This window comes from Serratia sp. szju (assembly GCF_044594185.1).
In the GTDB taxonomy this organism is placed as follows: Bacteria; Pseudomonadota; Gammaproteobacteria; order Enterobacterales; family Enterobacteriaceae; genus Serratia; species Serratia bockelmannii.
Window position 1 is genome coordinate 2,217,481 of the sequence record NZ_CP172576.1, and the last position, 23,940, is coordinate 2,241,420.

The window sequence follows — 23,940 nt, forward strand, 5'->3', positions numbered from 1 at the left end:
CATGAGCGTTATTATCGTTGGCGGCGGTATGGCGGGCGCGACGTTGGCGCTGGCCATTTCGTCGCTCACTCAGGGAAGAATGGCGGTGGATCTGGTCGAGGCGACCCGGCCGGATGACCGCAGCCACCCAGGTTTTGACGCCCGCGCCATCGCATTGGCGCAGGGTACCTGCCAACAGCTGGCGCGCATCGGCGTTTGGCCGGCGCTGCGCGATTGCGCTACGCCGATCACTCAGGTGCACGTCAGCGATCGCGGGCACGCCGGCTTCGTGAATCTGCAGGCGCAAGATTATCAGGTCGATGCGCTCGGCCAGGTGATCGAACTGCACGACGCCGGGCAGCGGCTGTTCGCGCTGCTGGCCAAGGCGCCGGGTGTCACGCTGCACTGCCCGGCGCGGGTGGTGGACGTGATCCGCACCGCAGAGCGGGCGGAAGTGCTGCTGGACAACGGCCAGCGTCTGCGCGGGCAGCTGCTGGTGGCGGCCGACGGTTCGCGCTCTGCGCTGGCGCAGGCCTGCAACGTGCAGTGGCGGCAGGAGGACTATCCGCAGTTCGCCACCATCGCCAACGTCACCACGGCGGAAGATCCGCAGGGGCGCGCCTTTGAGCGCTTTACCCGCTATGGGCCGCTGGCGCTGTTGCCGATGTCGCAGGGGCGCAGTTCACTGGTGTGGTGCCATGCGCGCGAAGATCGCGCCCGAGTGGATGCCTGGGGCGACGAGCGCTTTATCGCCGAGCTGCAACAGGCCTTCGGCTGGCGGCTGGGGCGTATCCTCAAGGCCGGTAAACGGCACAGTTATCCGCTCAGCCTGCTGACCGCCGATCGCCATGTCAGCCACCGGCTGGCGCTGGTGGGCAACGCCGCGCAGACGCTGCACCCGATCGCTGGGCAGGGGTTCAACCTTGGCCTGCGCGACGTGATGTCGTTGGCGGAAACGCTGGCGGAAGCGGCAGACAGCGGCGAAGACGCTGGCGGTTATGCGCTGCTGAGCCGTTATCAGCAGCGGCGGCAAAACGATCAACAGGCGACGATCGGCGTGACCGACGGGTTGATTCATCTGTTCGCCAACCGTTATGGCCCGCTGGTGATTGGGCGCAATCTGGGGCTGATGGCGATGGAACGTTTGCCGGCGATACGCGATGCCTTCGCCAAGCGAACGCTGGGCTGGGTGGAACGTTAGAGACATGGTCGGGCGCTTTAACGCGCCCAAAGCGCGGCGCGGCAAGGCGTCGCGCGTTATTTAAGGAAATCGAGCAGCATGCAATCATTTGACGTGATTATCGCCGGTGGCGGTATGGTGGGGCTGGCGTTGGCCTGCGGCCTGCAGGGCAGCGGGCTGCGCGTGGCGGTGCTGGAGCAGCGCCAGCCGGAGATGGCGCCGCCGTCGGAACAGCCGGCCCTGCGCGTCTCCGCCATCAATGCCGCCAGCGAGCGTTTGCTGCAGCACATCGGCGTGTGGGACGACATTCTCCAGCTGCGCGCCAGCGCCTACAATGCGATGGAAGTGTGGGATCGCGACAGCTTCGGCAAGATTGCTTTCCGCGGCGACGAGTGCGGCTTCAGCCATCTCGGCCACATCATCGAAAATTCGGTGATCCAGCAGGCGCTGTGGAAACGCGCCGAAAGCCTGTCGGACATCACGCTGATTACCCCGGCCGCGCTCAAGCAGGTAGCATGGGGCGAAAATGACGCCTTCGTCACGCTGGAGGACGGGCGCATGCTGACCGCCCGGTTGGTGATCGGCGCCGACGGCGCCCAGTCGTGGCTGCGCCAGCATGCCGATATCCCGCTCACCTTCTGGGATTACCGTCACCACGCGCTGGTGGCCACCGTTCGCACCGAAGAACCGCATCAGGCGACGGCGCGGCAAATTTTCCACGGCGACGGCATTCTGGCGTTCCTGCCGTTCAGCGATCCGCATTTGAGTTCTATCGTCTGGTCGGTGACGCCGGAAGAAGCCGAACGGCTCAAACGGCTGGAACCGGAGCAATTCAACCGCGAACTGGCGATGACCTTCGACATGCGCCTGGGGGCTTGCAGCCTGGAAAGCGAACGGCTGGCGTTCCCGTTGACCGGCCGCTATGCGCGCAGCTTCGCCGCGCACCGCCTGGCGCTGGTGGGCGATGCGGCGCATACCGTGCACCCGCTTGCCGGGCAGGGCGTGAACCTGGGCTTTATGGATGCCGCCGAGCTGATTTCCGAACTGCGCCGCCTGCAGCGGCAGGGCAAGGATATCGGCCAGCACCTCTATCTGCGCCGCTATGAGCGCCGCCGCAAACATGGCGCGGCGGTGATGCTGGCCAGCATGCAGGGTTTCCGCGAACTGTTTGACGGCAACCACCCGGCCAAAAAGCTGCTGCGCGACGTGGGCCTGCGGCTGGCGGACAGCCTGCCGGGCGTCAAGCCTAAGCTGGTGCGTCAGGCGATGGGCCTGAACGATCTGCCCGAGTGGCTTGCCTGATCCCTTCCTTCTGCGGGCCCGCACCGGGCTCGCGCTTCTCGCCTTATTCCATCGCTTTTCCTTATATAACCCTTCATTTGAAATAATCTAATTTCAGCCGCTTTTTATCATTACTTTTTCTAATTCCATGTTCGGTTATCAAAAGTCGGGATCCCATGCGCGGCCATCTGTTTGTTATATAACTTCGGCGTTTTACCGCTTTAATTGTTAATTTTGTGCCTTAAGGCGCATTTTTCCAGTGAAAAACTCTGCACACTACCCCGGCATTTTACCGCCCGGGAACGGCGATGAGCCTATTTTAACTTATGGTTAATGTGGTCGTTCGATGATAAGTTCGAGGGAAAGGTATCGTTTGCGTCACGGCGGTTACACGCAGTTTCCGCCCGTCCCGGCGCAGCATTTGTGTTGAGCAGTCAGTGCGCCATGGCGATCGGGCCGCGAGCCAGGCTCCGCCGCATTGCGTGGCAGCACCCTAACTTCTAGCGACGAGTGGAAAGAGGGAAAAGATGGCAAAGCAAACCCCACTGTACGACCAGCACGTGGCGTGCGGTGCGCGCATGGTAGACTTTCACGGCTGGATGATGCCGCTGCACTACGGCTCGCAGCTCGATGAGCACCACGCGGTGCGTCAGGATGCCGGCATGTTCGACGTGTCTCACATGACCATTGTAGACCTGCACGGCGCCCGCACCCGCGAGTTCCTGCGCTACCTGCTGGCGAACGACGTCGCCAAACTGACCCAACCCGGCAAAGCGCTGTACACCGGCATGCTGAATGCCTCCGGCGGCGTGATCGACGACCTGATCGTTTATTTCCTCACTGAAGACTATTTCCGCCTGGTGGTGAACTCCGCCACCCGCGACAAAGACCTGGCCTGGATCGAAGAGCACGCCGCGCCGTATGGCGTCGCGCTGACGGTGCGCGACGATCTGGCGCTGATCGCAGTGCAGGGCCCGCAGGCCAAAGAGCGTGCCGGCACCCTGTTCACCCCGGAACAAAAAAGCGCGGTCGAAGGCATGAAGCCATTCTTCGGCGTGCAGGCCGGCGAGCTGTTCATCGCCACCACCGGTTACACCGGCGAGGCCGGCTATGAGATCGCGCTGCCGAAAGAGCAGGCGGCGGATTTCTGGCAAAAATTGCTGGCCGCGGGCGTCAAGCCGGCCGGTCTGGGCGCGCGCGACACGCTGCGTCTGGAAGCGGGCATGAACCTCTACGGGCAAGAGATGGATGAAGGCGTTTCGCCGCTGGCCGCCAACATGGGCTGGACCATCGCCTGGCAGCCGGAAGATCGCCGTTTCATCGGCCGCGAAGCGCTGGAGCAACAGCGCGAGCAGGGCACCGAGCAACTGGTCGGCTTGATCATGACGGAAAAAGGCGTATTACGTAATGAGCTGCCGGTGCGTTTCACCGACGCGGCGGGGCAAACCCACGAAGGCGTGATCACCAGCGGCTCGTTCTCTCCGACGCTGGGCTTCAGCATCGCGCTGGCGCGCGTGCCGGCAGGCATCGGCGAGCAGGCTATCGTGCAGATCCGCAACCGTGAAATGCCGGTCAAAGTGACCAAGCCCGGTTTCGTTCGCGCCGGCAAGCCGCTGACAAATTGATTTTTTATTGATTGATTCTTTTATTTCTTCGAAGGAGTAACCGGCGATGAGCAATGTGCCAACAGAATTGAAATACGCATCCTCCCACGAGTGGGTTCGTGCAGAAGGTAACGGCGTTTACACCGTAGGCATCACCGAACACGCGCAGGAACTGCTGGGCGATATGGTGTTTGTCGATCTGCCGGAAGTGGGCCGCAGCGTCGCCGCCGGTGAAGATTGCGCCGTGGCGGAATCCGTCAAGGCGGCGTCGGACATTTACGCGCCAATCAGCGGCGAAATCGTGGCGGTGAACGGCGAGCTGGAAAGCTCCCCGGAGCTGGTGAACAGCGAACCTTACGGTGACGGCTTCCTGTTCCAGATTAAAGCCTCCGACGAAGGCGAGCTGGCGAACCTGCTGGACGCCGCGGCTTATCAGGCCTCGATCGACGAGTAATCGTGACCGCGCCCCAGGCCTCTCGGCCGGGGCGTTTTAGTTACCGTTCAAGCTATATCCCGTATCACGCAAGCATTCAGGAATTTGTAGCAATGACTCAGACACTCAGCCAACTCGAACACAGCGAAGCGTTCATCGAACGCCACATCGGCTCTTCTGCGGAACAACGCCAGGAGTTGCTGGCAGCGGTGGGCGCTCGCTCGCTCAGCGCGCTGATCCAACAGATCGTGCCGGCGGATATTCAGCTGCCGGGGCCGCCGCCGGTCGGCGACGCGGCGACCGAACACCAGGCGCTGGCTGAGCTGAAGGCGATCGCCTCGCAAAATCAGCGCTACAAATCCTATATCGGCATGGGCTACAGCGCCGTGCTGACGCCGCCGGTGATCCTGCGCAACATGCTGGAAAACCCGGGCTGGTACACCGCTTATACCCCTTATCAGCCGGAAGTGTCGCAGGGCCGCCTGGAAGCGCTGCTGAACTTCCAGACCGTGACCCTCGATCTGACCGGCCTGGATCTGGCTTCCGCATCGCTGTTGGATGAAGCGACCGCCGCCGCCGAAGCGATGGCGTTGGCCAAACGCGCCAGCAAGCTGAAAGACGCCAACCGCTTCTTTGTGGCTGACGACGTGCATCCGCAGACGCTGGACGTGGTGCGCACCCGCGCCGAAACCTTCGGCTTCGACGTCATCGTCGATAAAGCGGAAAAAGTGCTGGAGCTGGACGGCGTGTTCGGCGTGTTGCTGCAGCAGGTGGGCACCACCGGTGAACTGCACGACTACAGCGCGCTGCTGGCCGAACTGAAATCGCGCAAAATCATCACCAGCGTGGCCGCCGACATCATGGCCCTGGTGCTGCTGACCGCGCCGGGCAAGCAGGGCGCCGACGTGGTGTTCGGCTCCGCGCAGCGCTTCGGCGTGCCGATGGGCTACGGCGGCCCGCACGCCGCCTTCTTCGCCTGCCGCGACGAGTTCAAGCGTTCGATGCCGGGCCGCATCATCGGCGTTTCCCGCGATGCCGCCGGCAACACCGCGCTGCGTATGGCGATGCAGACCCGTGAGCAGCATATCCGTCGCGAGAAGGCCAACTCGAATATCTGTACCTCGCAGGTGCTGCTGGCCAACATCGCCAGCCTGTACGCGGTGTACCATGGCCCGCAAGGGCTGCAGCGCATCGCCGGGCGTATCCACCGCCTGACCGACATTCTGGCCGCCGGGCTGCAGAAGGCCGGCCTGACGCTGCGTCATAACACCTGGTTCGACACCCTGACCGTTGAAGTGAAAGACAAGGCTGCCGTGCTGGAACGTGCGCTGAGCTTCGGCATCAACCTGCGTACCGACATTCACGGCGCCGTGGGCATCACGCTGGATGAAGCCACCTCGCGTGAAGACGTGCAAACGCTGTTTGCACTGCTGGCCGGCGACAACCACGGCCAGGACATCGACGCGCTGGACGCGGCGGTGAGCAAGAACAGCGCATCGATCCCGGCCGCCATGTTGCGCCAGGACCCGATCCTGACCCACCCGGTATTCAACCGCTATCACAGCGAAACCGAGATGATGCGTTACATGCATCGTCTGGAGCGTAAGGATCTGGCGCTGAACCAGGCAATGATCCCGCTGGGCTCTTGCACCATGAAATTGAACGCTGCGGCGGAAATGATCCCGATCACCTGGCCTGAATTCTCCGAACTGCACCCGTTCTGCCCGCCGGAGCAGGCTGCCGGTTACCAACAGATGATCGGCCAACTGTCTCAGTGGCTGGTGCAGCTGACCGGCTATGACGCGGTGTGCATGCAGCCGAACTCCGGCGCGCAGGGCGAATACGCCGGCCTGCTGGCGATCCGTCGCTACCACGAAAGCCGCAACGAAGCGGGCCGCCACGTCTGCCTGATCCCGAGCTCGGCGCACGGCACCAACCCGGCCTCCGCCCAAATGGCGGGCATGAGCGTGGTCGTGGTCGCCTGCGACAAGAACGGCAACATCGATCTGCACGATCTGCGCGTCAAGGCAGAGCAGGCAGGCGAAGAACTCTCTTGCATCATGGTGACCTACCCGTCGACCCACGGCGTGTATGAAGAAACCATCCGTGAAGTGTGCCAGATCGTGCATCAGTTCGGCGGTCAGGTATATCTGGACGGCGCCAACATGAACGCCCAGGTGGGCATCACCACGCCAGGCTACATCGGTGCCGACGTTTCGCACCTCAACCTGCATAAAACCTTCTGCATCCCGCACGGCGGCGGCGGCCCGGGCATGGGCCCTATCGGCGTGAAAGCGCACCTGGCGCCGTTCGTACCGGGCCACAGTGTCGTGCAGATCGACGGCGTAACCACCCAGCAGGGCGCGGTCTCCGCGGCGCCGTTCGGCAGCGCCTCCATCCTGCCGATCAGCTGGATGTACATCCGCATGATGGGCGCGGAAGGCCTGAAGCAGGCCAGCCAGATGGCGATCCTGAATGCCAACTACATCGCAACTCGTCTGAAAGACGCGTATCCGATCCTGTATACCGGCCGCGATCACCGCGTGGCGCACGAATGTATCCTCGATATTCGTCCGCTGAAGGAAGAGACCGGTATCAGCGAAATGGACATCGCCAAACGCCTGATCGACTTCGGCTTCCACGCGCCGACCATGTCGTTCCCGGTAGCGGGCACGCTGATGGTCGAGCCGACCGAGTCGGAAAGCAAAGTGGAGCTGGATCGCTTTATCGATGCGATGCTGGCGATCCGCAGCGAGATCGACCGCGTCGCCAAAGGCGAATGGCCGCTGGAAGACAACCCGCTGGTGAATGCGCCGCACGTGCAGGCGGAGCTGGTCAACGACTGGCAGCACCCGTACAGCCGCGAGCTGGCGGTGTTCCCGGTGGCCGGCGTGCGCGAGAACAAGTACTGGCCGAGCGTTAAGCGTCTGGACGACGTGTACGGCGACCGTAACCTGTTCTGCTCTTGCGTGCCGATGAGCGATTACGAATAACACGTTCGGCAAAGTTTGTGTTTGGGGGACACCGCATCATGCGGTGTCCCTTTTTATTTTATAGCGGCCTATTCTTTCCTGTACGTTCCCACGATTTAAGGAGTCACCATGCAAGCGGCAATCGTAACAGCGCTGGGGCAAGCCCCGGTTTTCGGCACTTTTGAGGAGCCCCAGGCGCAGGCGAATGAAGTGCCGATCGACGTTCTGGCGGCCGGCATCAAACAGCTGGATCGCGCCACCGTCGCCGGCACCCACTATTCCAGCCCGAAGCAATTGCCAATTGTGCCCGGTACCGACGGCGTGGGCCGTACGGCGGACGGAAAACGGGTGTACTTTGCCTCCTTCCGCCGTCCTTACGGTGCGATGGCTGAGCGCAGCGTCGCGTCATGGACGGTGCCGGTACCGGAGGCGGTGGATGACGCCACGGCGGCAGCGCTGATCAATCCGGCCTTCGCCGCCTGGCTGCCGTTGCGCTGGCGAGCGGATCTGCAGCCCGGTGAAACGGTGCTGATCATCGGCGCCACCGGCACCTCAGGCAAACTGGCGGTTGCCGCGGCGCGTCAGGCAGGGGCTGGGCGTATCGTTGCCGCCGGCCGTCGGCTGAGCGTGCTGGAGGCATTGGGCGTGGATGCCACGGTGGATCTGAGCCTGCACGGCGAGGCGCTGACGCAGGCCTTCGCGGCAGCGGCGGGGCCTGGCGGTTATCAGGTGATCGTCGATTACATCTGGGGGCCGGCGACCGAAGCGCTGCTCGCGACGCTCAATAATCACGATCTCTCGTCTTACGCCGGCGGACGCGGCATTCGCCTGGTCAACGTCGGTTCGATGGCCGCGCCGGACATCCGGCTGCCGGCGGCGGTGCTGCGCAGCAACCAGCTGCAGATCCTCGGCAGCGGCACCGGCAACTTCCCGCCGATCCCGGAGATGCAGCGCTACGCGGCCGAGATTTTGGCGCTGGCGGCGACCGGAGCGCTCACTATCGAGACGCAGGAGCACGCGTTGGCGGAGATCGCCGAGGTGTGGGATCTGAACAAGAAAAGCGACGTGCGTTCGGTGATGCGCATCGCCCGTTAACCCCGGCCGCTAGCGGCAAGGGCAGACCAGATGAATGTCTTCCGGCTCACGGGCGAACAATTCGGTATCCGGTTGTTCGATGAGCCGGCAACCCTGCGCCAGATAGAAGTCTACAGTGCTTTTGTTGGGGATGGAGGAGACATACAGCCCGGCGGCGCCGTCTTGCGCCGCCTGACGCAGGCAGAGCTGGAACAGCTGCCTGCCTAACCCCTGGCCGCGTTTGTGCGCGCTGACGTAAAAGAACAGCAGCTGGCGCAGATCCCGCTGTGGGCCGCGCGGTTCGGTGTCCAGCGCCGCCGCCGCCACGATCTCCTCGCCTTCGAACAGCGCGAAGAATGTCCCGCCGCGATCGAAGCAGGCTTCGTGGATCGGCGTATAGGTTTCCCGATCGTGCGGATCCCAGCCGCGCACGTCGTAGTAGTCCGGGTAGGCTTGCAGCTTGCCGTCCTGCAGGCGATACAGAGTGTCGATAATTTCGCTGCGGTCGATATCCCATAGCCGGTCGAGTTGCTGCCGTTGCAGCAGAACAGGGGCGATCATGGTCGTTGTTAACTCTCAGTCTGTGGCCGGTAACTTTCCGGCAAATCGATGATGAAGCCGATGCCGCGATCGTCAAGGCCTTCGGTGACGCGCAGCTGCGCGCCGATTTTGTCGGCCAGGTTTCGGGCGATGGCCAAGCCGAGCCCGCTGCCGGTTTGCTGCGTGCCGGGCACGCGGTAAAAGCGCTCAAACAGGCGGGAACGGTGTTCTTCGCTCACCCCCGGGCCGTTGTCGCGCAACGTAATATAGCAGCCGAGCGGCGCCAGCGAGCGGATATTGGCTTCGATACGGCTGCCGGGGGGCGCATACTTGAGCGCATTGTCCAGCAGGTTGGTGAAGATGGCGATCAGCGCATGGCGATCGGTACTCACCACCACGTCCTCGCTGCCGTCGAGCGAGAGTTCCACATCCTTTTCCAGCGCATAGGGGACGTGCTGCGCGATGCATTTGCCGATCTCTGCGTAGATGTCCACCGCCTCAATTTTCAGTGGAAAATCTTCCGCCTCCAGCTTGGCCAGGTTGATCAGCTGGCGCGACAGCGATGCCGCGCGATCTAGCCCTTGCTGCATGTCGCCGATGATCTCCCGGCGCTCCTGCTGCTCGCCGACCTGGGTCAGCAGGTGCAGCTGTGCCAGCACGGCGGCGATCGGCGTGCGCAGCTCGTGCGCCGCATCGGCCATAAAGCGCTTCTCGCGCTGATTGGCGGCGTCGATGCGCGCCATCAGCTTGTTGACCTCCACCACCACCGGCCGGATTTCCTGATACTGCTCGCTGACGTTGATCGGCGACAGGTTGCCAGGCTGGCGATCGGAGATGGTGCGGGCGATCTGGCGCAGCGGCCGCAGGCTGAAATAGGCGGTAAACAGCAAGGTAACGATGATGGCTGCCAGAATGCCCAGCAGCGGTACGGCGGTGCTCTCCGCCGGGTTGCCGAACAGCGTGGTGCGATCGTTGAACGATTCGCCGACGATCACCCGGTACTGGTGCTTTTCGCTCCAGCTGCCGGCGAGATGCCAGTTGGCACCGGCGTAATTGACGGAGCCGGACAGCACCGAAGGCGGCAGGCGCAGCGGTTCTCCCTGCGTTTGCGAACTGTAAAGCACCCGGCTGTCCCGATCGTAAACCACAAACAGCGGGTGATAGTCGATTTCATCCTGCATGCCGTTATTGATGGAATCAATGTACATGCCTTCAATGGTCTTGATGATGCCGCGGTAATCGATATTGTCAGTGCCGGTTTCGTCGAGAATATTGGCGATGCCTGCAGCGACGATGCGTTGCTGGTTATCGAAATATTTCTCCATGTCGGGGTAATACCAATATTTCACCCAGGCGACGAGGATCCCCCACAATAATAAAATGGCCAGCACCTGAAAAATAATGGTACGCATAAAGAAGGATTTGAAACCGATCATTCCGCTACTCTTTCTTCAGCAAATAGCCAATGCCGCGTACGGTAATCACTCTTTCTTTACCGATTTTGCGCCGTAAATTATGCATGTGCACTTCCAGCGAGTTACTTTCCACGCTGTCGCCGTGGCCGAACAGCCGCTGTTCCAACACCGCTTTGCGCACCACGGTGCCGGCGCAGCGCATCAGTTCGTGCAGCAGGTGATACTCTTTTTTCGACAGCATCAGCAGTTCGTTATCCAGCATGACCTGATGGTTGACCGGATCGAGATACAGCGCGCCGAGGCTCCAGGTTTGAGAAGCGAAGCCCGCCATGCGCCGGTTAACCGCTTTGACGCGCGAGATGAGTTCGGGCAGCGCAAAGGGTTTGGCCAGAAAGTCGTCCGCGCCGGAGTCGAGGCTGTTCACCAAGCTTTCGATGCGGTCGCGAGCGGTCAGGATGATGATCGGGATATTTTGCCCGGCGGCGCGCCAGGCGATCAGCTTCTGCAAACCGTCGCCGTCCGGCAGCGTGAGATCCAACAGCATCAAATCGAACCCGCCGGGTGAAAGTTTATTTTCCGCGTCGGTGAGCAGGCGCACCCAGCACAAATTAAAGCCGGCCAGCTCCAATGCGCGGCACAGCGCCTTGCCTAATTGCAGGTCGTCTTCCACCAACAGTATGTTCACGTTATTTCCGCTGAGAGCCTTGAGTCGCGCTTATCTAACTATAACGCTGACGGGAAGACAACGGGGAAAACCGCTCTGCCTGCGCGTTCTTAAGCAAACCTTAATCTGGCTTTAATCTCGCGTTAAGGGAGCGGGGGGGAATTTCAGTTATTTTGCTGCCATTCGAAATCATGGCTGGGGGAGCAAAACATGCAGACTGAAGGTTTCCCGAACGCGGGCGCCTCGCGGCGGCTGATGTATGTAGGCGTGGCGACGCTGCTCGTTCTGTTGCTGTTGTCTTTTCGCGGCGATGCGCAGAGCCATAGCCACGGCGGCCATCATGCTTCCGCTTTGCAGCGGGTGCATCAGGCGGCGGCGACGGATGCTTACGGCTGCGCCAAGTCGCGCATTAAAAAGCAGCTGCGCCGCCTGGCTCAGCTTTGAAGCGGTTTTTAGGGAGCCGTTCTATACTCTGACGGGCATACGGGGCGCCTGCGCGCAGGCCGCTGTGTTGATATCGCTAACCAGAGAAAAAACAGTATGACGAAAGTGGCATTGGTGACCGGCGCAAGCCGGGGGATTGGCCGCGCGACCGCCTTGCTGCTGGCCCGGCAGGGCTATGCGGTGGGTGTGAATTACCTGCGTGACGAAAATGCGGCGCGCCAGGTGGTGGCGGAGATCGAGGCGCAGGGCGGTAAGGCGCTGGCGCTGCAGGCCGATGTGGCCGATGAAGCGCAGGTGATGGCGATGTTCAGGGCGCTGGATGCCGGGCTGGGCACGCTCAGCGCGCTGGTCAACAACGCCGGCATTCTGTTCCAGCAGGCGAACATTGAACAGTTGACCGCCGAGCGCATCAATCAGGTGCTCGGCACCAACGTCACCGGTTACTTCCTGTGTTGCCGCGAGGCGGTGAAACGCATGGCGCAGCGCCATGGCGGGCAGGGCGGCGCTATCGTCAACGTTTCCTCCGCGGCGTCCCGGTTGGGGGCCGCGGGAGAATACGTCGATTACGCCGCCTCGAAAGGCGCCGTCGATACCCTGACCATCGGGTTATCGCGCGAGGTGGCGGCGCAGGGCATCCGCGTCAACGGCGTACGGCCCGGATTCATCTATACCGAGATGCACGCCAGCGGCGGCGAGCCCGGCCGGGTGGATCGCGTGAAGGACAGTTTACCGATGCAGCGCGGCGGGCAGCCACAGGAAGTGGCGGAGGCGATCGCTTGGCTGCTGTCTGACGCTGCGTCTTACGTGACCGGTACTTTTATCGAGGCAGCAGGCGGGCGTTGAATGCATGAGGGGGTTTTTGACATCCCGTCGTGTGGAGTGTATTTTGATTAAATAACAATCAAAATGTAGTTACAAAAATGTATGTTTATTTTGAATGGAATCAGGATAAAAATCACAGCAACCAGCGTAAACACCGTGTCAGTTTTGAGATAGCGCAACGGGTTTTTCTGGATCCCAACCATTTGGCTGTGCTGGAAAGGATCGAGGATGGAGAAGAACGTTGGCAAACGATCGGTATGGTCGGATCCTGTTTGCTGTTGCTGGTGGCACATACGACGATCGAAACGGATGTCGAAGGCGATACCGTCGAGATCGTGCGTATCATTTCAGCACGCAAGGCCGATGCCAAAGAGAGGGGAAGATATGAAGCGCAAAAATTCCGCCAAAAATCTGGCCCATAGCGTACTCCCGCCGTTGACGGAGGAGCAGAAAGCGCAAATTGCTTCACTGAATGCGTTGCCGGACGAGGACATCGATTATGCCGATGCGCCGGCGCTGGAGGAAGAAACGTGGCAGACTGCGGTTCAGGGGCGTTTTTATAAGCCGATGAAAGTATCAAAAACCATCCGAATCGATGCGGATGTGTTGGCTTGGCTTCAGCGGCCAGGCAAAGGCTATCAGAAACGCCTGAACGCCGTGTTGCGTGAGGCGATGTTGAAAGAGCATGAGCACGAAGAATAATGTGTGTCAGGCGGCTAACGATCCGGTGAGATTCTCACCGGATTTTTTTGCTGTTTTTTAAGGCAACGCCTACCAACGTCGGCCACCTCTCGATGGAGCTCGATCAAAACTATAAAAACGGTCATTCCGCGGAGCGTGAAATGTGACCGTTTACCGTTTATCTCCTGCTCATCGGCAGAACAGGGTCATCATAACTATTCCCGGTAATATCCTGCGCCGCGGGGTTACCCGTCGTGCAGCAGCGCAGTGCGGAATGACAGGATATGCGCCTGCGCGGCCTCGGCGGCGGCGGCGCTGTCTTGTGCGGCCAGCGCGGCGATAATTGCCCGGTGTTCGTCGATCACTTCGCGCATATGCCCTTCCCGCGACAGGGTGCTGGCCCAAAAACGCTGCGCCCTGGCGTGCAGTACACTCAGGATATCCGCCAGCATGTTATTGCCGGCGATCTGCGCCAGTTCCTGGTGAAACTCATGATCGAGTGTCATCATGCGCACCCTATCTCGCTCCTGGCTCGCGGCTTCGATTTGCCGATTGAGTTCGGTCAGCGTTGCTATCTGCCTCTCGGTAATCTTCTGGCTTGCCAGCCGCATACACAGCATCTCGTTAGCCAGCCTTACTTCGATCAATTCCAACGCATCGTCCATCGACAACGGTGAAACCATCACGCCCTTGCGCGGGATGACCTGCAATAACCCCTCGTTGGCCAAGCGGTGGATTGCCTGATTGATCGGCGTTCTCCCCATATCCAGGTCGTTCATCACCTGCGCGGTATTGAGATATTCGCCCGGCTTGTAGCTGAGTGTGACCAGCGCCTGTTTGAAACGCCGGTAGGCCAGCTCGTTCAGTGACACGCCGGCTTCTTCCGTCATCGGGCGCTGCGGGCTTTCTGCGTCAACAGTCTTCACGTTTTGCTCCTGCAAGAAGAAAGTTTTTAGACATAGTACACAAAAACATGGCATGGAAATCGCTTATTTGGTAACTAAAGATATAGTGAAATTTCACAGTGTTTTAACAAAAGGGGCGAAACTGCCATGAGACTGACCTTCACTTTACCTGAATCCTGCGGCGCGGCGACGTTGAATGTTGAGATTGATCATCTGGTGATCGCCGGTTGGACCGGACGCGATCGCGAGGCGATCTTGCACCATATTCGTGAATTGGCCGAGCTGGGCGTGCCCCAGCCCAGTGCAATCCCCCTGTTTTACCGCGTTGCCGCCAATCAGTTGAGCCAGCAAGAGACCATTGAAGTCATTGGCAACGCGACGTCCGGCGAAGTGGAACCGCTGATTTTTGCCCACAGCGGCGAACTGTTCGTGTCATTGGCGTCCGATCACACCGATCGTCAACTCGAAGCGCACAGCGTGGCGCTGTCGAAACAGATTTGCGTTAAACCGGTGGCGCGAGCCGCCTGGCCGCTCCAGGAGGTGTTGGAACATTGGGACAGTTTGATCTTGCGTTCGTGGATCAGGGAAGAGGGCGAATGGCGATTGTATCAACAGGGCTGCCTTGCCGCGTTGCGTACGCCCGGTGATTTGCTGGAACGTTACTTCACCGGTATGCAGCCGCCGGAGTGCGGGCTGGCGCAGCCGCAAACGCCCGACGGGTTGGCGATGACTTGCGGCACGGTGGCGGCGATCGGCGGCATTCGACCGGCTGGCGAGTTTCGCATGGAACTGGTGGACGACGTGCTCGGGCGAACCATCAGTCATCGCTACCGCAGCATCGAACTGCCGGTGGTGGCGTAATGAAAAAGCTGACTTTGATGCAGGCCACCGCCGGGCTGGCTAGCGGTGAGTTCACCGCAGTGCAACTCACCACCGCCGCTTTGGCGCAGATCGTCGATGAGCGGGGAGAGGGGGGGCGCGCGTTTACGCGAACATACACCGAGTGGGCGCAACGGCAAGCGCAGGCCTCCGATCGGCGACGCGCCGCCGGCTCGCCTCTGTCGGCGCTGGATGGCGTGCCGATCTCGGTCAAGGATCTGTTTGACGTGGCCGGTGAGGTGACCACGGCCGGTTCGCGCGTATTAGCGGACGCGCCAGCCGCTGAAAAACACGCTGCGGTAGTGGAACGGCTGTTGCAAGCCGGCGCGGTGGTGGTTGGCAAAACGACGATGACGGAGTTCGCCTATTCCGGTCTGGGCATCAATCCGCATTACGGGACGCCGGCCAATCCTTGGGAGCGCCAGGCGGCGCGCATTCCCGGCGGCTCCTCTTCCGGTGCGGCGGTGGCGGTGGCCGACGGCATGTGCCTGGGCGCGATTGGCAGCGATACCGGCGGGTCGGTACGCATTCCCGCCGCGCTGTGCGGGTTGACCGGTTATAAACCCACTGCACGGCGCATCAATGACGCTGGCTTACTGCCGCTGTCGCCTTCGCTGGATTCGATCGGCGTGATCGCTCATGACGTCGCCAGCTGTATTGCGCTGGATGCACTGATTGCCGGCTGTCCGCTGCGGGTGCCGCAAAAAACGTTGGCGCAGGCGCATTTTGCCGTGCCGCAAGCGGTGGTGCTGGATGAACTGCAGCCGGAAGTTGCCGGGGCGTTCCAGCGCAGCCTGCAATGCCTAAGTCAGGCAGGCGCACGTATTGAATTGATCCCCGCCACGGCGTTCGCCGAGCTGGCGGCGATCAATGCCGATGGCGGTTTCACCGCGCTGGAGTCCTGGCGCTGGCATCAAGCGTTGATCGCTGAACGGGCCGATGGCTATGACCCAAGGGTGCTGTCGCGCATTCGCCGCGGTGCATCCTTGGGCGATGCTGAGCTGCAGCTGTTGCAGCGACAACGTGCCGACTGGCAGCGGCGAGTTACGGCGGCGCTGCAGAGTTTTGACGCTTTGCTGATGCCGACCGTGCCGCTGATTGCGCCAACTATCGGCGAGCTGGCGGCGGATGATGCCTACTTCCGTTGCAACGGACTGATGCTGCGCAATCCCGCGATCATCAATTTCCTCGACGGTTGCGCGTTGTCCTTGCCTTGCCAACAGCCAGGAGAGGCGCCGGTCGGACTGATGCTGGCTGGGTTGCCGATGCGTGATGAGGCGTTGTTGGGGTGGGCGCTGGCGATCGAGCGCTGCCTCGCCGACGCGTGATTTTCCGGTGGGCGCAGGCCTGCCTTTTGAGATGACCAGGAGAATATTCATGAACGATTCCCAGAACGGAATGCTGTTTGTCGCGACGGATGTCGCCACGCAGGATGATGCGGATTTCAATCGCTGGTATGACCGCGAACATGTGGAGGAGCGAGTGCGGGTGCCCGGCTTTTTATCCGGCACACGCTATCGGGCATTGCAGGGGGGGCGTCAATATTTGGGGTTGTATAAAACCGAATCGTTGGCCAGTTTTACCTCCGAAGCCTATCGCGCCGCGTTTCAACACCAAACGCCATGGTCGGTGGCGAGCCTGGAGAAAATGCGAGATCCAATGCGCAGAGTGTGTGCGGTGGAGGCGGTCACTGGCCAAGGGTGCGGCAGTCATCTCTGTATCTTCGTGCTGCCGTCGGCGGCATCGGAAGCGCTGCATGCCCGCATCTTGCAACTGGGCGCGCAGCTGGCTGAACAGCCTGGATTCGTGCGCAGCAGCCTGTTGACGCCGGATGCCGAACTCAGTTCCCCGCTGCCGAAAGAATCGCGAGAAAACCGCCGAATGTTGCCGATGCTATTGATCGAAAGCAGCGACGCCGAAGCCGGCCTGCGTTTAAGCGAGCAGGCCGCTGAAGCGCTGAACATGCCCGCCGCCGATGCCTGGCATTATGCCCTTGGCTGGCAACTGACTGCACAGGAGCTGACATCATGAATGCATACACCACTGAAACGGCACAGGTTGCCGCACCGGCCGCAGAAAGTGCCGCCGCAACGCCCAATACCGGCAAACTTGCGGCGGCCAGCTCGATCGGTACGGCGCTGGAATGGTACGATTTCACCGTCTACAACATCATGGCCGCGTTGATTTTCAACCATGTATTCTTCCCATCGTTCGATCCGCTGGTGGGCACGATTCTGGCTTTCTCCACTTACGCGGTGGGCTATGTTTCCCGGCCGATCGGTGGCATCTTATTCGGCCACCTTGGCGATGTGTTGGGACGGCGCTTTGTACTGGTCACCACGCTGGTGATCATGGGCGTGACCACGGCGTTGATGGGATTGCTGCCCGGCTACGCCAGCTGGGGGATTTGGAGCCCACTGCTGCTGGTGACGCTGCGCTTTATTCAGGGCATTGCGCTGGGCGGAGAATGGGCGGGTGCGGTACTGTTGTCGATGGAACACGGTAAGCCGCATCAGCGCGGGCGCAACGCGTCCTTTGCTCAGGTAGGGCCGTCCTGCGGTTCGTTGATCGGCACAGGCCTCATTACGCTGGTGACGTTGGCGATGTCGGCGGACGATTTTCAGCAATGGGGCTGGCGGATTCCGTTCCTGCTGAGTCTGGTGCTGGTCATCTTCGGTTTGTGGCTGCGCCGGGGTGTGGGTGAGACGCCGGCATTTTTGCAACTGGAGGCGTCGAAAGATGTTACGCAGTCGCCGGTGCGCGAAGTCTTCACGCAGCACATGCGTCCGCTGCTGATCGCCGGCGGATCGCGTATCGGCTCTGACGTGCTCTATGCGTTGGTGGTCGTGTTCACGTTGACCTACGTCACCACCGTGCTGAATCTGCCGCGCCCGCTGGCGCTGGGTGCCACCATGCTGGGGGCGATAGGCAACGCCGTCGCAGTACCGCTGTTTGGCGCGTTGTCGGATCGCTTCGGCCGTCGTCCGGTGTATATCGGCGGTGCATTGGCGGCGATAGTGTGGGCGTTTGCGTTCTTCGTCCTGCTCGACAGCAGTCAACCGGTGTTGATCTGCATGGCTGTGGTGATTGGGCTGTTGATCCATGCGGCGATGTATGGGCCACAGGCGGCATTCATCACGGAACAGTTCCCGACACGGGTGCGTTATGCCGGCTCTTCGTTAGCCTATACCTTGGCGGGGATTATCGGTGGCGGCTTTGCCCCGCTGATCATCACTTCTCTGTTTAAATCTTACGACAGCACGCTGGCGATTTCCGCCTATGTTGCGTTGGCTCTGCTTATCACACTTTGGGCGGTATGGGCGGCGCGGGAAACGGCGCATAAGCCGCTGTAAATAGAACGCCGGGCTACTTTGGGGCCGGCGCTCGGTCAAAACCACACAAACGGTCATTAACGGTCATGCTGCGGAACGTGGAATTGTGACCGTTTACCGTTTCTCTCCTGTCTGCCTCAGGCGGTCGCGCATCATAACTGTCTGTTACTCCACACTTTCGTAATTATTCATTTCATTTCCTTCCCGATTTTTTTGACAACTATCACAGCGCGATCGTTGACCGACCGCGGGGCGATGCGCTTTGCGTCTGCGCGCAAAACGCGGCGCGGCAAATCGATATCGTAATCATCGTCGTGGAGGAGAAAAGAAACATGCTGCCTGTAGAACGTCATCGCTTTATTACCGAAGTCTTGAGCCAGCGCGGCCGCGTGATGGTGCAGGAGGTGGCGCAGCTGTGCCACATCTCTATCGAGACGGCGCGGCGTGATCTGGCCCTGCTGGAACGGCGCGGCCTGCTGCTGCGCAGCCACGGCGGCGCGGTCTTCGTCGAGCCGCCGGCGGTGGAAAAAACCTATGTGCCCGCCGAGATAGATCAGGGGGAGTCCTTCCGCCAGCGCAGCAATGAGTCGCCGGAGCAGAAGACGCGCATCGCCAAACGCGCGCTGGAGTTTATCGCGCCCGGGGATTGCCTGCTGCTGGACAGCAGCTCCACCAGCTGGTTTTTGGCGCGCCAGCTGCCGGATATCTCGCTGGTGGTGCTGACCAACTCGCTGCACATCATCCAGACGCTGGCCTGCAAGGCCAACGTGCGCACCATCGGGCTGGGGGGCGAGTATTCCGCCAAGTACGAGGATTTTATCGGCGTGCTGGCGGAGCAGATGCTGAAAGAGTTCGTGATCAACAAGCTGTTTTTCTCCTGCCACGGCATTTGCCAGGACGGCGGCATCCGCGAGAGCAATGAGCACCATGCGCGGCTGAAGCAACAGATGCTGCTGGCCTCGGAGCGCAAGTTCCTGCTGGTGGACAGCAACAAGTTCGGCCGCCGCTCGTTCGCTCGCATTTGCCATTACCGGGAAATAGATACGCTGATCACCGACAGGCTTGGCGACGACGAGTTTCGTCAGGAATTGGCCTGGAATAACGTCGACGTGATTGAAGTTTCACCCGCCGCGAAAAGGGCGGCGCGATAACAACAACGAAAACCTTTTATTACAGCCAACACTTGTGGAGAGAGAACAATGAAAAAATCCGTACTGGTCGGTCTGTTTGCCTCGCTGCTGCTGTCGGTCTCCGCGCAGGCGGCGGACAAGCTGAAAATGGGCGTGGTGGTGAAGATCGGCGGCATTCCCTGGTTCAACGCCATGGAGGCCGGTATCAAAAGCGAGAGCGCCAAACGCGGCATCGACGCCTGGATGGTCGGGCCGACGGCGGCGGATCCGGCGCTGCAGGTGCGCGCCATCGAGGATCTGATCGCGCAGAAGGTGGACATTATCGGCGTGGTGCCGAACGACGCCCGGGTGCTGGAGCCGGTGCTCAAGCGCGCGCAGGAAGCGGGCATCAAGGTGATCGTGCACGAATCTCCCGGACAGAAGTACGCCGACTGGGATTTTGAGCTGGTGGACGCCTCGCAGCACGGGGTCAACCACATGAAAGCGCTGGCCGCCTGCATGAAAGAGCAGGGCAAGTATGCGGTGTATGTCGGCAGCCTGACGGTGCCGCTGCACATCACCTGGTCGGACTCGGCCATCAACTACCAGAAGCAGCACTACCCGAACATGCAGCTGGTGGGCGACAAGTTCGGCGTGGGGGAATCGCTGGATGACAGTGTGCGCACCACCAACGATCTGATGGCCAAATATCCCGATCTGAAAGGCGTGCTGGCGTTCGGTTCGCAGGGGCCGATCGGCGCCGGGCGCGCGGTGCTCAACCGCGGCAAAAGCAACGATATCTGCGTCATTGGGCCGTTCAGCCCAGGCCAGGGCGCTTCGCTGGTCAATCGCGGCGCCATCAAGGGCGGTTATATCTGGAATCCGATGGTGGCCGGCGAAGTGTTCGTGCGCATCGCCGACATGATGCACAAAGGAGAAAAAATCACCGATGGCATGACCATCGAGGGCATGGGCAAGGTGCAGGTGGATGCGCAGCAGCACACTATTCTCGGCAACGCCACCGAAAGCCTGGATAAGCAAAACCTGCCGAAGCTGGTGAAAATGGGGCTGTAATCATGGCGATTTCCGGCAATACGGCAACGCAGGGTGCACCGCTGATCGCGTTGCAACAGCTGTCGATGACCTTCGGCGGGCAGCGAGCGCTGAACGATATCTCACTGGCGCTGATGCCGGGGGAGGTGCACTGCCTGGCCGGTACCAACGGCTGCGGCAAGAGCACGCTGATCAAGGCGATCGCCGGCGTGTATCAACCGGATGACGGCAGCCGCATTACCCTCGATGGGCAAACCTTCGGCCGGCTGTCGCCGGATCAGGCGCGCGCCTTCGGCATTCAGGTGATCTATCAGGATCTGTCGCTGTTTCCCAACCTGACGGTGGCGGAAAACATCGCCTTCGAGCACAACCTGCGCGGGCTGTTGGGGTGGCACCGGCCGGCGCGGCTGCGGCGCACCGCCGAGCGCCTGCTGCAGGAGCTGAGTTTTAATCTCGATCTCGACAAACGGGTGGCGGAGCTGCCGATTGCCCAGCGCCAGCAGGTGGCAATCTGCCGCGCGCTGGTGGCGGAAGCGCGGCTGGTGATCATGGATGAACCGACCGCCTCACTGACCCGCACCGAGGTCAATCAGCTGCTGCGCACGGTGGATTACCTGAAAGCGAAAGGCATCTGCGTGGTGTTCGTCAGCCACCGGCTGGACGAGGTGCTGGAGATCTCGGATCGCGTCACGGTGATCCGCGATGGCAACAAGATCGGCACCTGGCCGGCGGCGGAGATCACCGGCGATCGCCTGACCGAGTTGATGACCGGCTTGAAGCTGGATTATCGCCTGAAGTCACCGAGCATGAATAAGGATCGGGTGATGCTGGAGGCGGATCGTCTCAGCCGCGCCGGGCAGTATCAGGACGTGAGCTTCCGCCTGCATCAGGGCGAGGTGCTCGGGCTGTGCGGACTGCTCGGCTCCGGGCGTACCGAGCTGGCGCTGAGCCTGTTCGGCATGACCCGCCCGGACAGCGGCAAGCTTTATCTCGACAGCAAACCGGTACGCTTTCGCGGCCATGAGGACGCCATCAAGGCCGGCATCGGTTACGTCTCGGAGGATCGCCTGACGCTGGGGCTGGTGCAGCAACAGTCGGTGGCGGATAACGCGGTGCTGACCATTCTCGATAAGCTGCGCGGGCGTTTTCGCCTGATCGACGATTACCGCAAGAATCGCATCGTCGCGGAGTGGATTGCCAAACTCGGCGTGCGGGTGGCGGATCCGGATCAGGCGGTTTCGACGCTGTCCGGCGGCAATCAGCAAAAGATCGTGCTGGCCAAGTGGGTGCTGACCCAGCCGCGGATCCTGATCCTCGACTCGCCGACCGTTGGCGTCGACGTTGGCGCCAAGGCCAGCATCTACCAACTGATCCATCTGTTGGCGCAGGAAGGGATCGCCATTCTGCTGATCTCCGATGAAGTGCCGGAGGTGTATTACAACTGCGATCGGGTGCTGCACTTCAGCGGCGGCAGCGTGATCGGCGAATACCTGCCGGGGCAGGTGAGCCAGCAGCAGCTGGCGGAGGCGGTCAATGCGTAGATTCAGTCTGAAACCGCGCGGCAACGAAGGCTATCTGGCCTGGGTACTGCTGCTGACGGTCATCGTCTTTTCGCTGCTCAGCGATCGGTTTTTGACGGTGCAGAACCTGCTCGATCTTAGTGAAAGCTACGCGGTGAGCGGCATTTTCGCCCTCGGCCTGTTCGTGGTGCTGGTGACCGGCGGCATCGATATCTCCTTCGCCGCAGTCGCCTCGGTGGTGCAGTACCTGATCGCCACGCTGGCGACGCATTACGGCCTGGCCAGCCCGGCGGGCAGCATTTTGCTGGCGTTGGCGATCGGCGCCGCGCTGGGCATGGTCAACGCGCTGCTGATCTACTGCCTGCGCATCGTCTCGATCATTGTCACCATCAGCATGCAGGCGTTCTTGTTCGGCATGCTGATGTGGCTGACCAACGGCCGCAGTGTGTACGCATTGCCGGACTGGTGGACGTTGCCCCGTAGCGTGCTGCCGTTCCAACTGGGTGAGCAGAGCTATCAGCTCGGTTTGCCGACGCTGGTGATGCTGGCGGTGGCGCTGTTGACCTGGCTGCTGCTGAACAAAACGCACCTCGGGCGCCAGCTGTTTGCCGTCGGTGGCGATGCGGAATCGGCGCGGCGCATCGGCATCCGCGTCGGCCTGCTGCATCTGTTCGCCTATGGCTATCTGGGCGCGATGGCGGCGATCGGCGGCCTGGTGCAGGTGTACCGCATGGGGGAGGTGGTGCCCAACGCGCTGGTGGGCGGCGAGCTTGACGTGCTGGCGGCGGCGGTGCTGGGCGGCGCCAGCCTGAACGGCGGCAAGGGCAGCGTGGTCGGCACGCTGATGGGCGTGTTCCTGATCGGCGTGCTGAAAAACGGCCTCAACCTGATCGGCGTGTCCAGCTACTTCATGAACGTGGTGATCGGTCTGGTGATCGTCGCGGCGATCACCGTCACTCACTACAAGAAACGCAAAGAAACCGACGTCGGTTTCGCCTGAGGAGCACCTGATGGGCAACAACCTGAAATTTCGTCCAGACGGGGCCGCCGTCGGTTTGCTGGCCTTGCTGTTGGCGGTGGTGCTGGCCTTCAGCCTGCTGATGCCGGGGCGCTTCTTCAGCGGCGCCACCTTCACCAGCGTGGCCTTCCAGTTGCCGGAGCTGGGCCTGCTGACGCTGGCGATGTTCATCCCGATCCTCAGCGGCGGCCTGAACCTGTGCATTATCGCCAGCGCCAACCTGACCAGCCTGCTGATGGCCTGGCTGTTCATCAGCTATCTGCCGGCGGACGCCGGGCTGGGCTTGCAGGCGCTGTGGCTGGTGTTGGCACTGGCGGCGGCGATGCTGTTGGCCGGGCTTATCGGCGCGGCGACCGGCGCACTGGTGGCGTACGTCGGTGCACATCCGATTCTGGTGACGCTGGCCACCATGACCACGGTCAACGGTATCGGCATCTACCTGACGCGCGGCGCGGCCCTAAGCGGCATGCCGGAGATCGTGCGGTTTATCGGCGCTGAGAGCGTGCTGGGCGTGCCGGTACCGCTGTGGATCTTCCTGGTGGTCGCCGCGTTGCTGGCGCTGTTCTTGCAGAAAACCCGGCTCGGCAAATGCATCTACATGAGCGGCAGCAACATCAACGCTACCCACTTCAGCGGCGTGAATACCCATCGAGTACTGATCGCCATTTACACCCTCTCCAGCCTGCTGTGCGTCATTGCCGGGCTGGTGATGATGGCGCGCTTCAACTCGGCGCGCATGGGCTACGGCGACTCTTACCTGCTGCTGACGGTGCTGGCGATCATTCTGGGTGGCACCGATCCATTCGGCGGTTTTGGTCGGGTCAGCGGCGTGGTATTGGCGCTGATCGTGCTGCAGGTGATCGCGACCGGTTTGAACCTGATGAACGTCAGCCCGCATTTCAGTCTGGCGATGTGGGGCGCGGTGCTGATCGCGGTGCTGGCGATGAAGTTTTTCCGGCATCGCTATCGGCAGCGGCGGGCGATGCGCCGCAGCGCGGCCCAGGCCAGAACCGCGGCGGGCCACTGATCCCTTTT

At 61.4% G+C, this 23,940-nt stretch carries 23 protein-coding genes; 19 read left to right on the top strand and 4 right to left on the bottom strand.

The features are described from left to right. The first annotated feature begins 1 nt into the window (after position 1). The 6 genes from ubiH to RE418_RS10425 all read left to right on the top strand — a co-directional run bounded on the left by ubiH (position 2) and on the right by RE418_RS10425 (position 8,544). On the top strand, positions 2-1,180 hold the full coding sequence (ubiH, locus tag RE418_RS10400) for a 2-octaprenyl-6-methoxyphenyl hydroxylase (protein ID WP_089181255.1): 1,179 nt from the start codon (positions 2-4) through the stop codon (positions 1,178-1,180). Between the two features lie 78 nt (positions 1,181-1,258). After that, positions 1,259-2,461, top strand: a complete 1,203-nt coding sequence (ubiI, locus tag RE418_RS10405) for an FAD-dependent 2-octaprenylphenol hydroxylase (RefSeq protein WP_025304151.1) — start codon at positions 1,259-1,261, stop codon at positions 2,459-2,461. A gap of 506 nt (positions 2,462-2,967) precedes the next feature. Beyond that, a complete protein-coding gene (gene gcvT, locus RE418_RS10410) occupies positions 2,968-4,065 on the top strand; it encodes a glycine cleavage system aminomethyltransferase GcvT (protein WP_004931631.1) in 1,098 nt (365 codons plus the stop codon). 46 nt (positions 4,066-4,111) lie between these two features. Then, a complete protein-coding gene (gcvH, locus tag RE418_RS10415) occupies positions 4,112-4,498 on the top strand; it encodes a glycine cleavage system protein GcvH (RefSeq protein WP_025304150.1) in 387 nt (128 codons plus the stop codon). Between the two features lie 92 nt (positions 4,499-4,590). After that, positions 4,591-7,470 carry an aminomethyl-transferring glycine dehydrogenase gene (gene gcvP / locus RE418_RS10420; RefSeq protein ID WP_043142647.1) on the top strand — a complete coding sequence of 960 codons (2,880 nt, stop codon included), beginning with the start codon at positions 4,591-4,593 and terminating at the stop codon, positions 7,468-7,470. A 108-nt stretch (positions 7,471-7,578) separates the two neighbouring features. Further along, entirely contained in the window at positions 7,579-8,544 is a 966-nt protein-coding gene (locus RE418_RS10425; RefSeq protein ID WP_089181254.1) for a zinc-binding alcohol dehydrogenase family protein, read from the top strand. 9 nt (positions 8,545-8,553) lie between these two features. Here RE418_RS10425 and RE418_RS10430 read toward each other — a convergent pair whose 3' ends face one another. From RE418_RS10430 to RE418_RS10440, 3 genes are read right to left on the bottom strand one after another with little or no spacing between them, the layout of a single operon-like run. Beyond that, a complete protein-coding gene (locus RE418_RS10430) occupies positions 8,554-9,081 on the bottom strand; it encodes a GNAT family N-acetyltransferase (RefSeq protein ID WP_025304147.1) in 528 nt (175 codons plus the stop codon). A gap of 11 nt (positions 9,082-9,092) precedes the next feature. Further along, positions 9,093-10,499 carry an ATP-binding protein gene (locus RE418_RS10435; RefSeq protein ID WP_043142639.1) on the bottom strand — a complete coding sequence of 469 codons (1,407 nt, stop codon included), beginning with the start codon at positions 10,497-10,499 and terminating at the stop codon, positions 9,093-9,095. Between the two features lie 4 nt (positions 10,500-10,503). Beyond that, complete coding sequence (locus RE418_RS10440; RefSeq protein ID WP_025304145.1) at positions 10,504-11,163, bottom strand: response regulator; 660 nt, start codon at positions 11,161-11,163, stop codon at positions 10,504-10,506. Between the two features lie 189 nt (positions 11,164-11,352). Here RE418_RS10440 and RE418_RS10445 point away from each other — a divergent pair, with 189 nt between their 5' ends. The 4 genes from RE418_RS10445 (at position 11,353) to RE418_RS10460 (ending at position 13,110) form a co-directional block, all read left to right on the top strand. Then, entirely contained in the window at positions 11,353-11,586 is a 234-nt protein-coding gene (locus RE418_RS10445; RefSeq protein ID WP_025304144.1) for a hypothetical protein, read from the top strand. Between the two features lie 96 nt (positions 11,587-11,682). Next, positions 11,683-12,429 (top strand): SDR family oxidoreductase, encoded by a 747-nt coding sequence (locus RE418_RS10450; protein ID WP_025304143.1) that lies wholly within the window; start codon positions 11,683-11,685, stop codon positions 12,427-12,429. Between the two features lie 77 nt (positions 12,430-12,506). Beyond that, entirely contained in the window at positions 12,507-12,830 is a 324-nt protein-coding gene (locus RE418_RS10455; protein ID WP_071845113.1) for a BrnT family toxin, read from the top strand. Further along, positions 12,793-13,110, top strand: coding sequence for a BrnA antitoxin family protein (locus RE418_RS10460; RefSeq protein ID WP_025304141.1), 318 nt, complete (start codon positions 12,793-12,795; stop codon positions 13,108-13,110). Before RE418_RS10455 ends, RE418_RS10460 begins: the two co-directional genes overlap by 38 nt. A gap of 224 nt (positions 13,111-13,334) precedes the next feature. On the opposite strand, the gene RE418_RS10465 is transcribed toward RE418_RS10460, so the two are convergent. Then, positions 13,335-13,979 (bottom strand): GntR family transcriptional regulator, encoded by a 645-nt coding sequence (locus RE418_RS10465; protein WP_169540627.1) that lies wholly within the window; start codon positions 13,977-13,979, stop codon positions 13,335-13,337. Between the two features lie 162 nt (positions 13,980-14,141). Between RE418_RS10465 and RE418_RS10470 the strand changes: the two genes are divergently transcribed. The 9 genes from RE418_RS10470 (at position 14,142) to RE418_RS10510 (ending at position 23,932) form a co-directional block, all read left to right on the top strand. Beyond that, positions 14,142-14,855 carry a DUF2848 domain-containing protein gene (locus tag RE418_RS10470; protein ID WP_043142631.1) on the top strand — a complete coding sequence of 238 codons (714 nt, stop codon included), beginning with the start codon at positions 14,142-14,144 and terminating at the stop codon, positions 14,853-14,855. Then, complete coding sequence (locus RE418_RS10475; protein ID WP_043142628.1) at positions 14,855-16,201, top strand: amidase; 1,347 nt, start codon at positions 14,855-14,857, stop codon at positions 16,199-16,201. Before RE418_RS10470 ends, RE418_RS10475 begins: the two co-directional genes overlap by 1 nt. A gap of 49 nt (positions 16,202-16,250) precedes the next feature. Beyond that, positions 16,251-16,904, top strand: a complete 654-nt coding sequence (locus tag RE418_RS10480) for a DUF4286 family protein (RefSeq protein WP_043142626.1) — start codon at positions 16,251-16,253, stop codon at positions 16,902-16,904. Continuing rightward, positions 16,901-18,226, top strand: a complete 1,326-nt coding sequence (locus RE418_RS10485) for an MFS transporter (RefSeq protein WP_043142622.1) — start codon at positions 16,901-16,903, stop codon at positions 18,224-18,226. The genes RE418_RS10480 and RE418_RS10485 overlap by 4 nt, the downstream gene beginning before the upstream one ends. A gap of 311 nt (positions 18,227-18,537) precedes the next feature. Then, positions 18,538-19,356 carry a DeoR/GlpR family DNA-binding transcription regulator gene (locus RE418_RS10490; RefSeq protein WP_033644759.1) on the top strand — a complete coding sequence of 273 codons (819 nt, stop codon included), beginning with the start codon at positions 18,538-18,540 and terminating at the stop codon, positions 19,354-19,356. A gap of 48 nt (positions 19,357-19,404) precedes the next feature. Further along, entirely contained in the window at positions 19,405-20,388 is a 984-nt protein-coding gene (locus RE418_RS10495) for a substrate-binding domain-containing protein (protein WP_025304134.1), read from the top strand. Between the two features lie 2 nt (positions 20,389-20,390). Next, entirely contained in the window at positions 20,391-21,908 is a 1,518-nt protein-coding gene (locus RE418_RS10500) for a sugar ABC transporter ATP-binding protein (protein WP_043142616.1), read from the top strand. Next, positions 21,901-22,887 carry an ABC transporter permease gene (locus tag RE418_RS10505; RefSeq protein WP_043142614.1) on the top strand — a complete coding sequence of 329 codons (987 nt, stop codon included), beginning with the start codon at positions 21,901-21,903 and terminating at the stop codon, positions 22,885-22,887. Before RE418_RS10500 ends, RE418_RS10505 begins: the two co-directional genes overlap by 8 nt. Before the next feature lie 10 nt (positions 22,888-22,897). Beyond that, positions 22,898-23,932, top strand: a complete 1,035-nt coding sequence (locus RE418_RS10510; protein ID WP_025304131.1) for an ABC transporter permease — start codon at positions 22,898-22,900, stop codon at positions 23,930-23,932. Positions 23,933-23,940 lie beyond the last annotated feature (8 nt).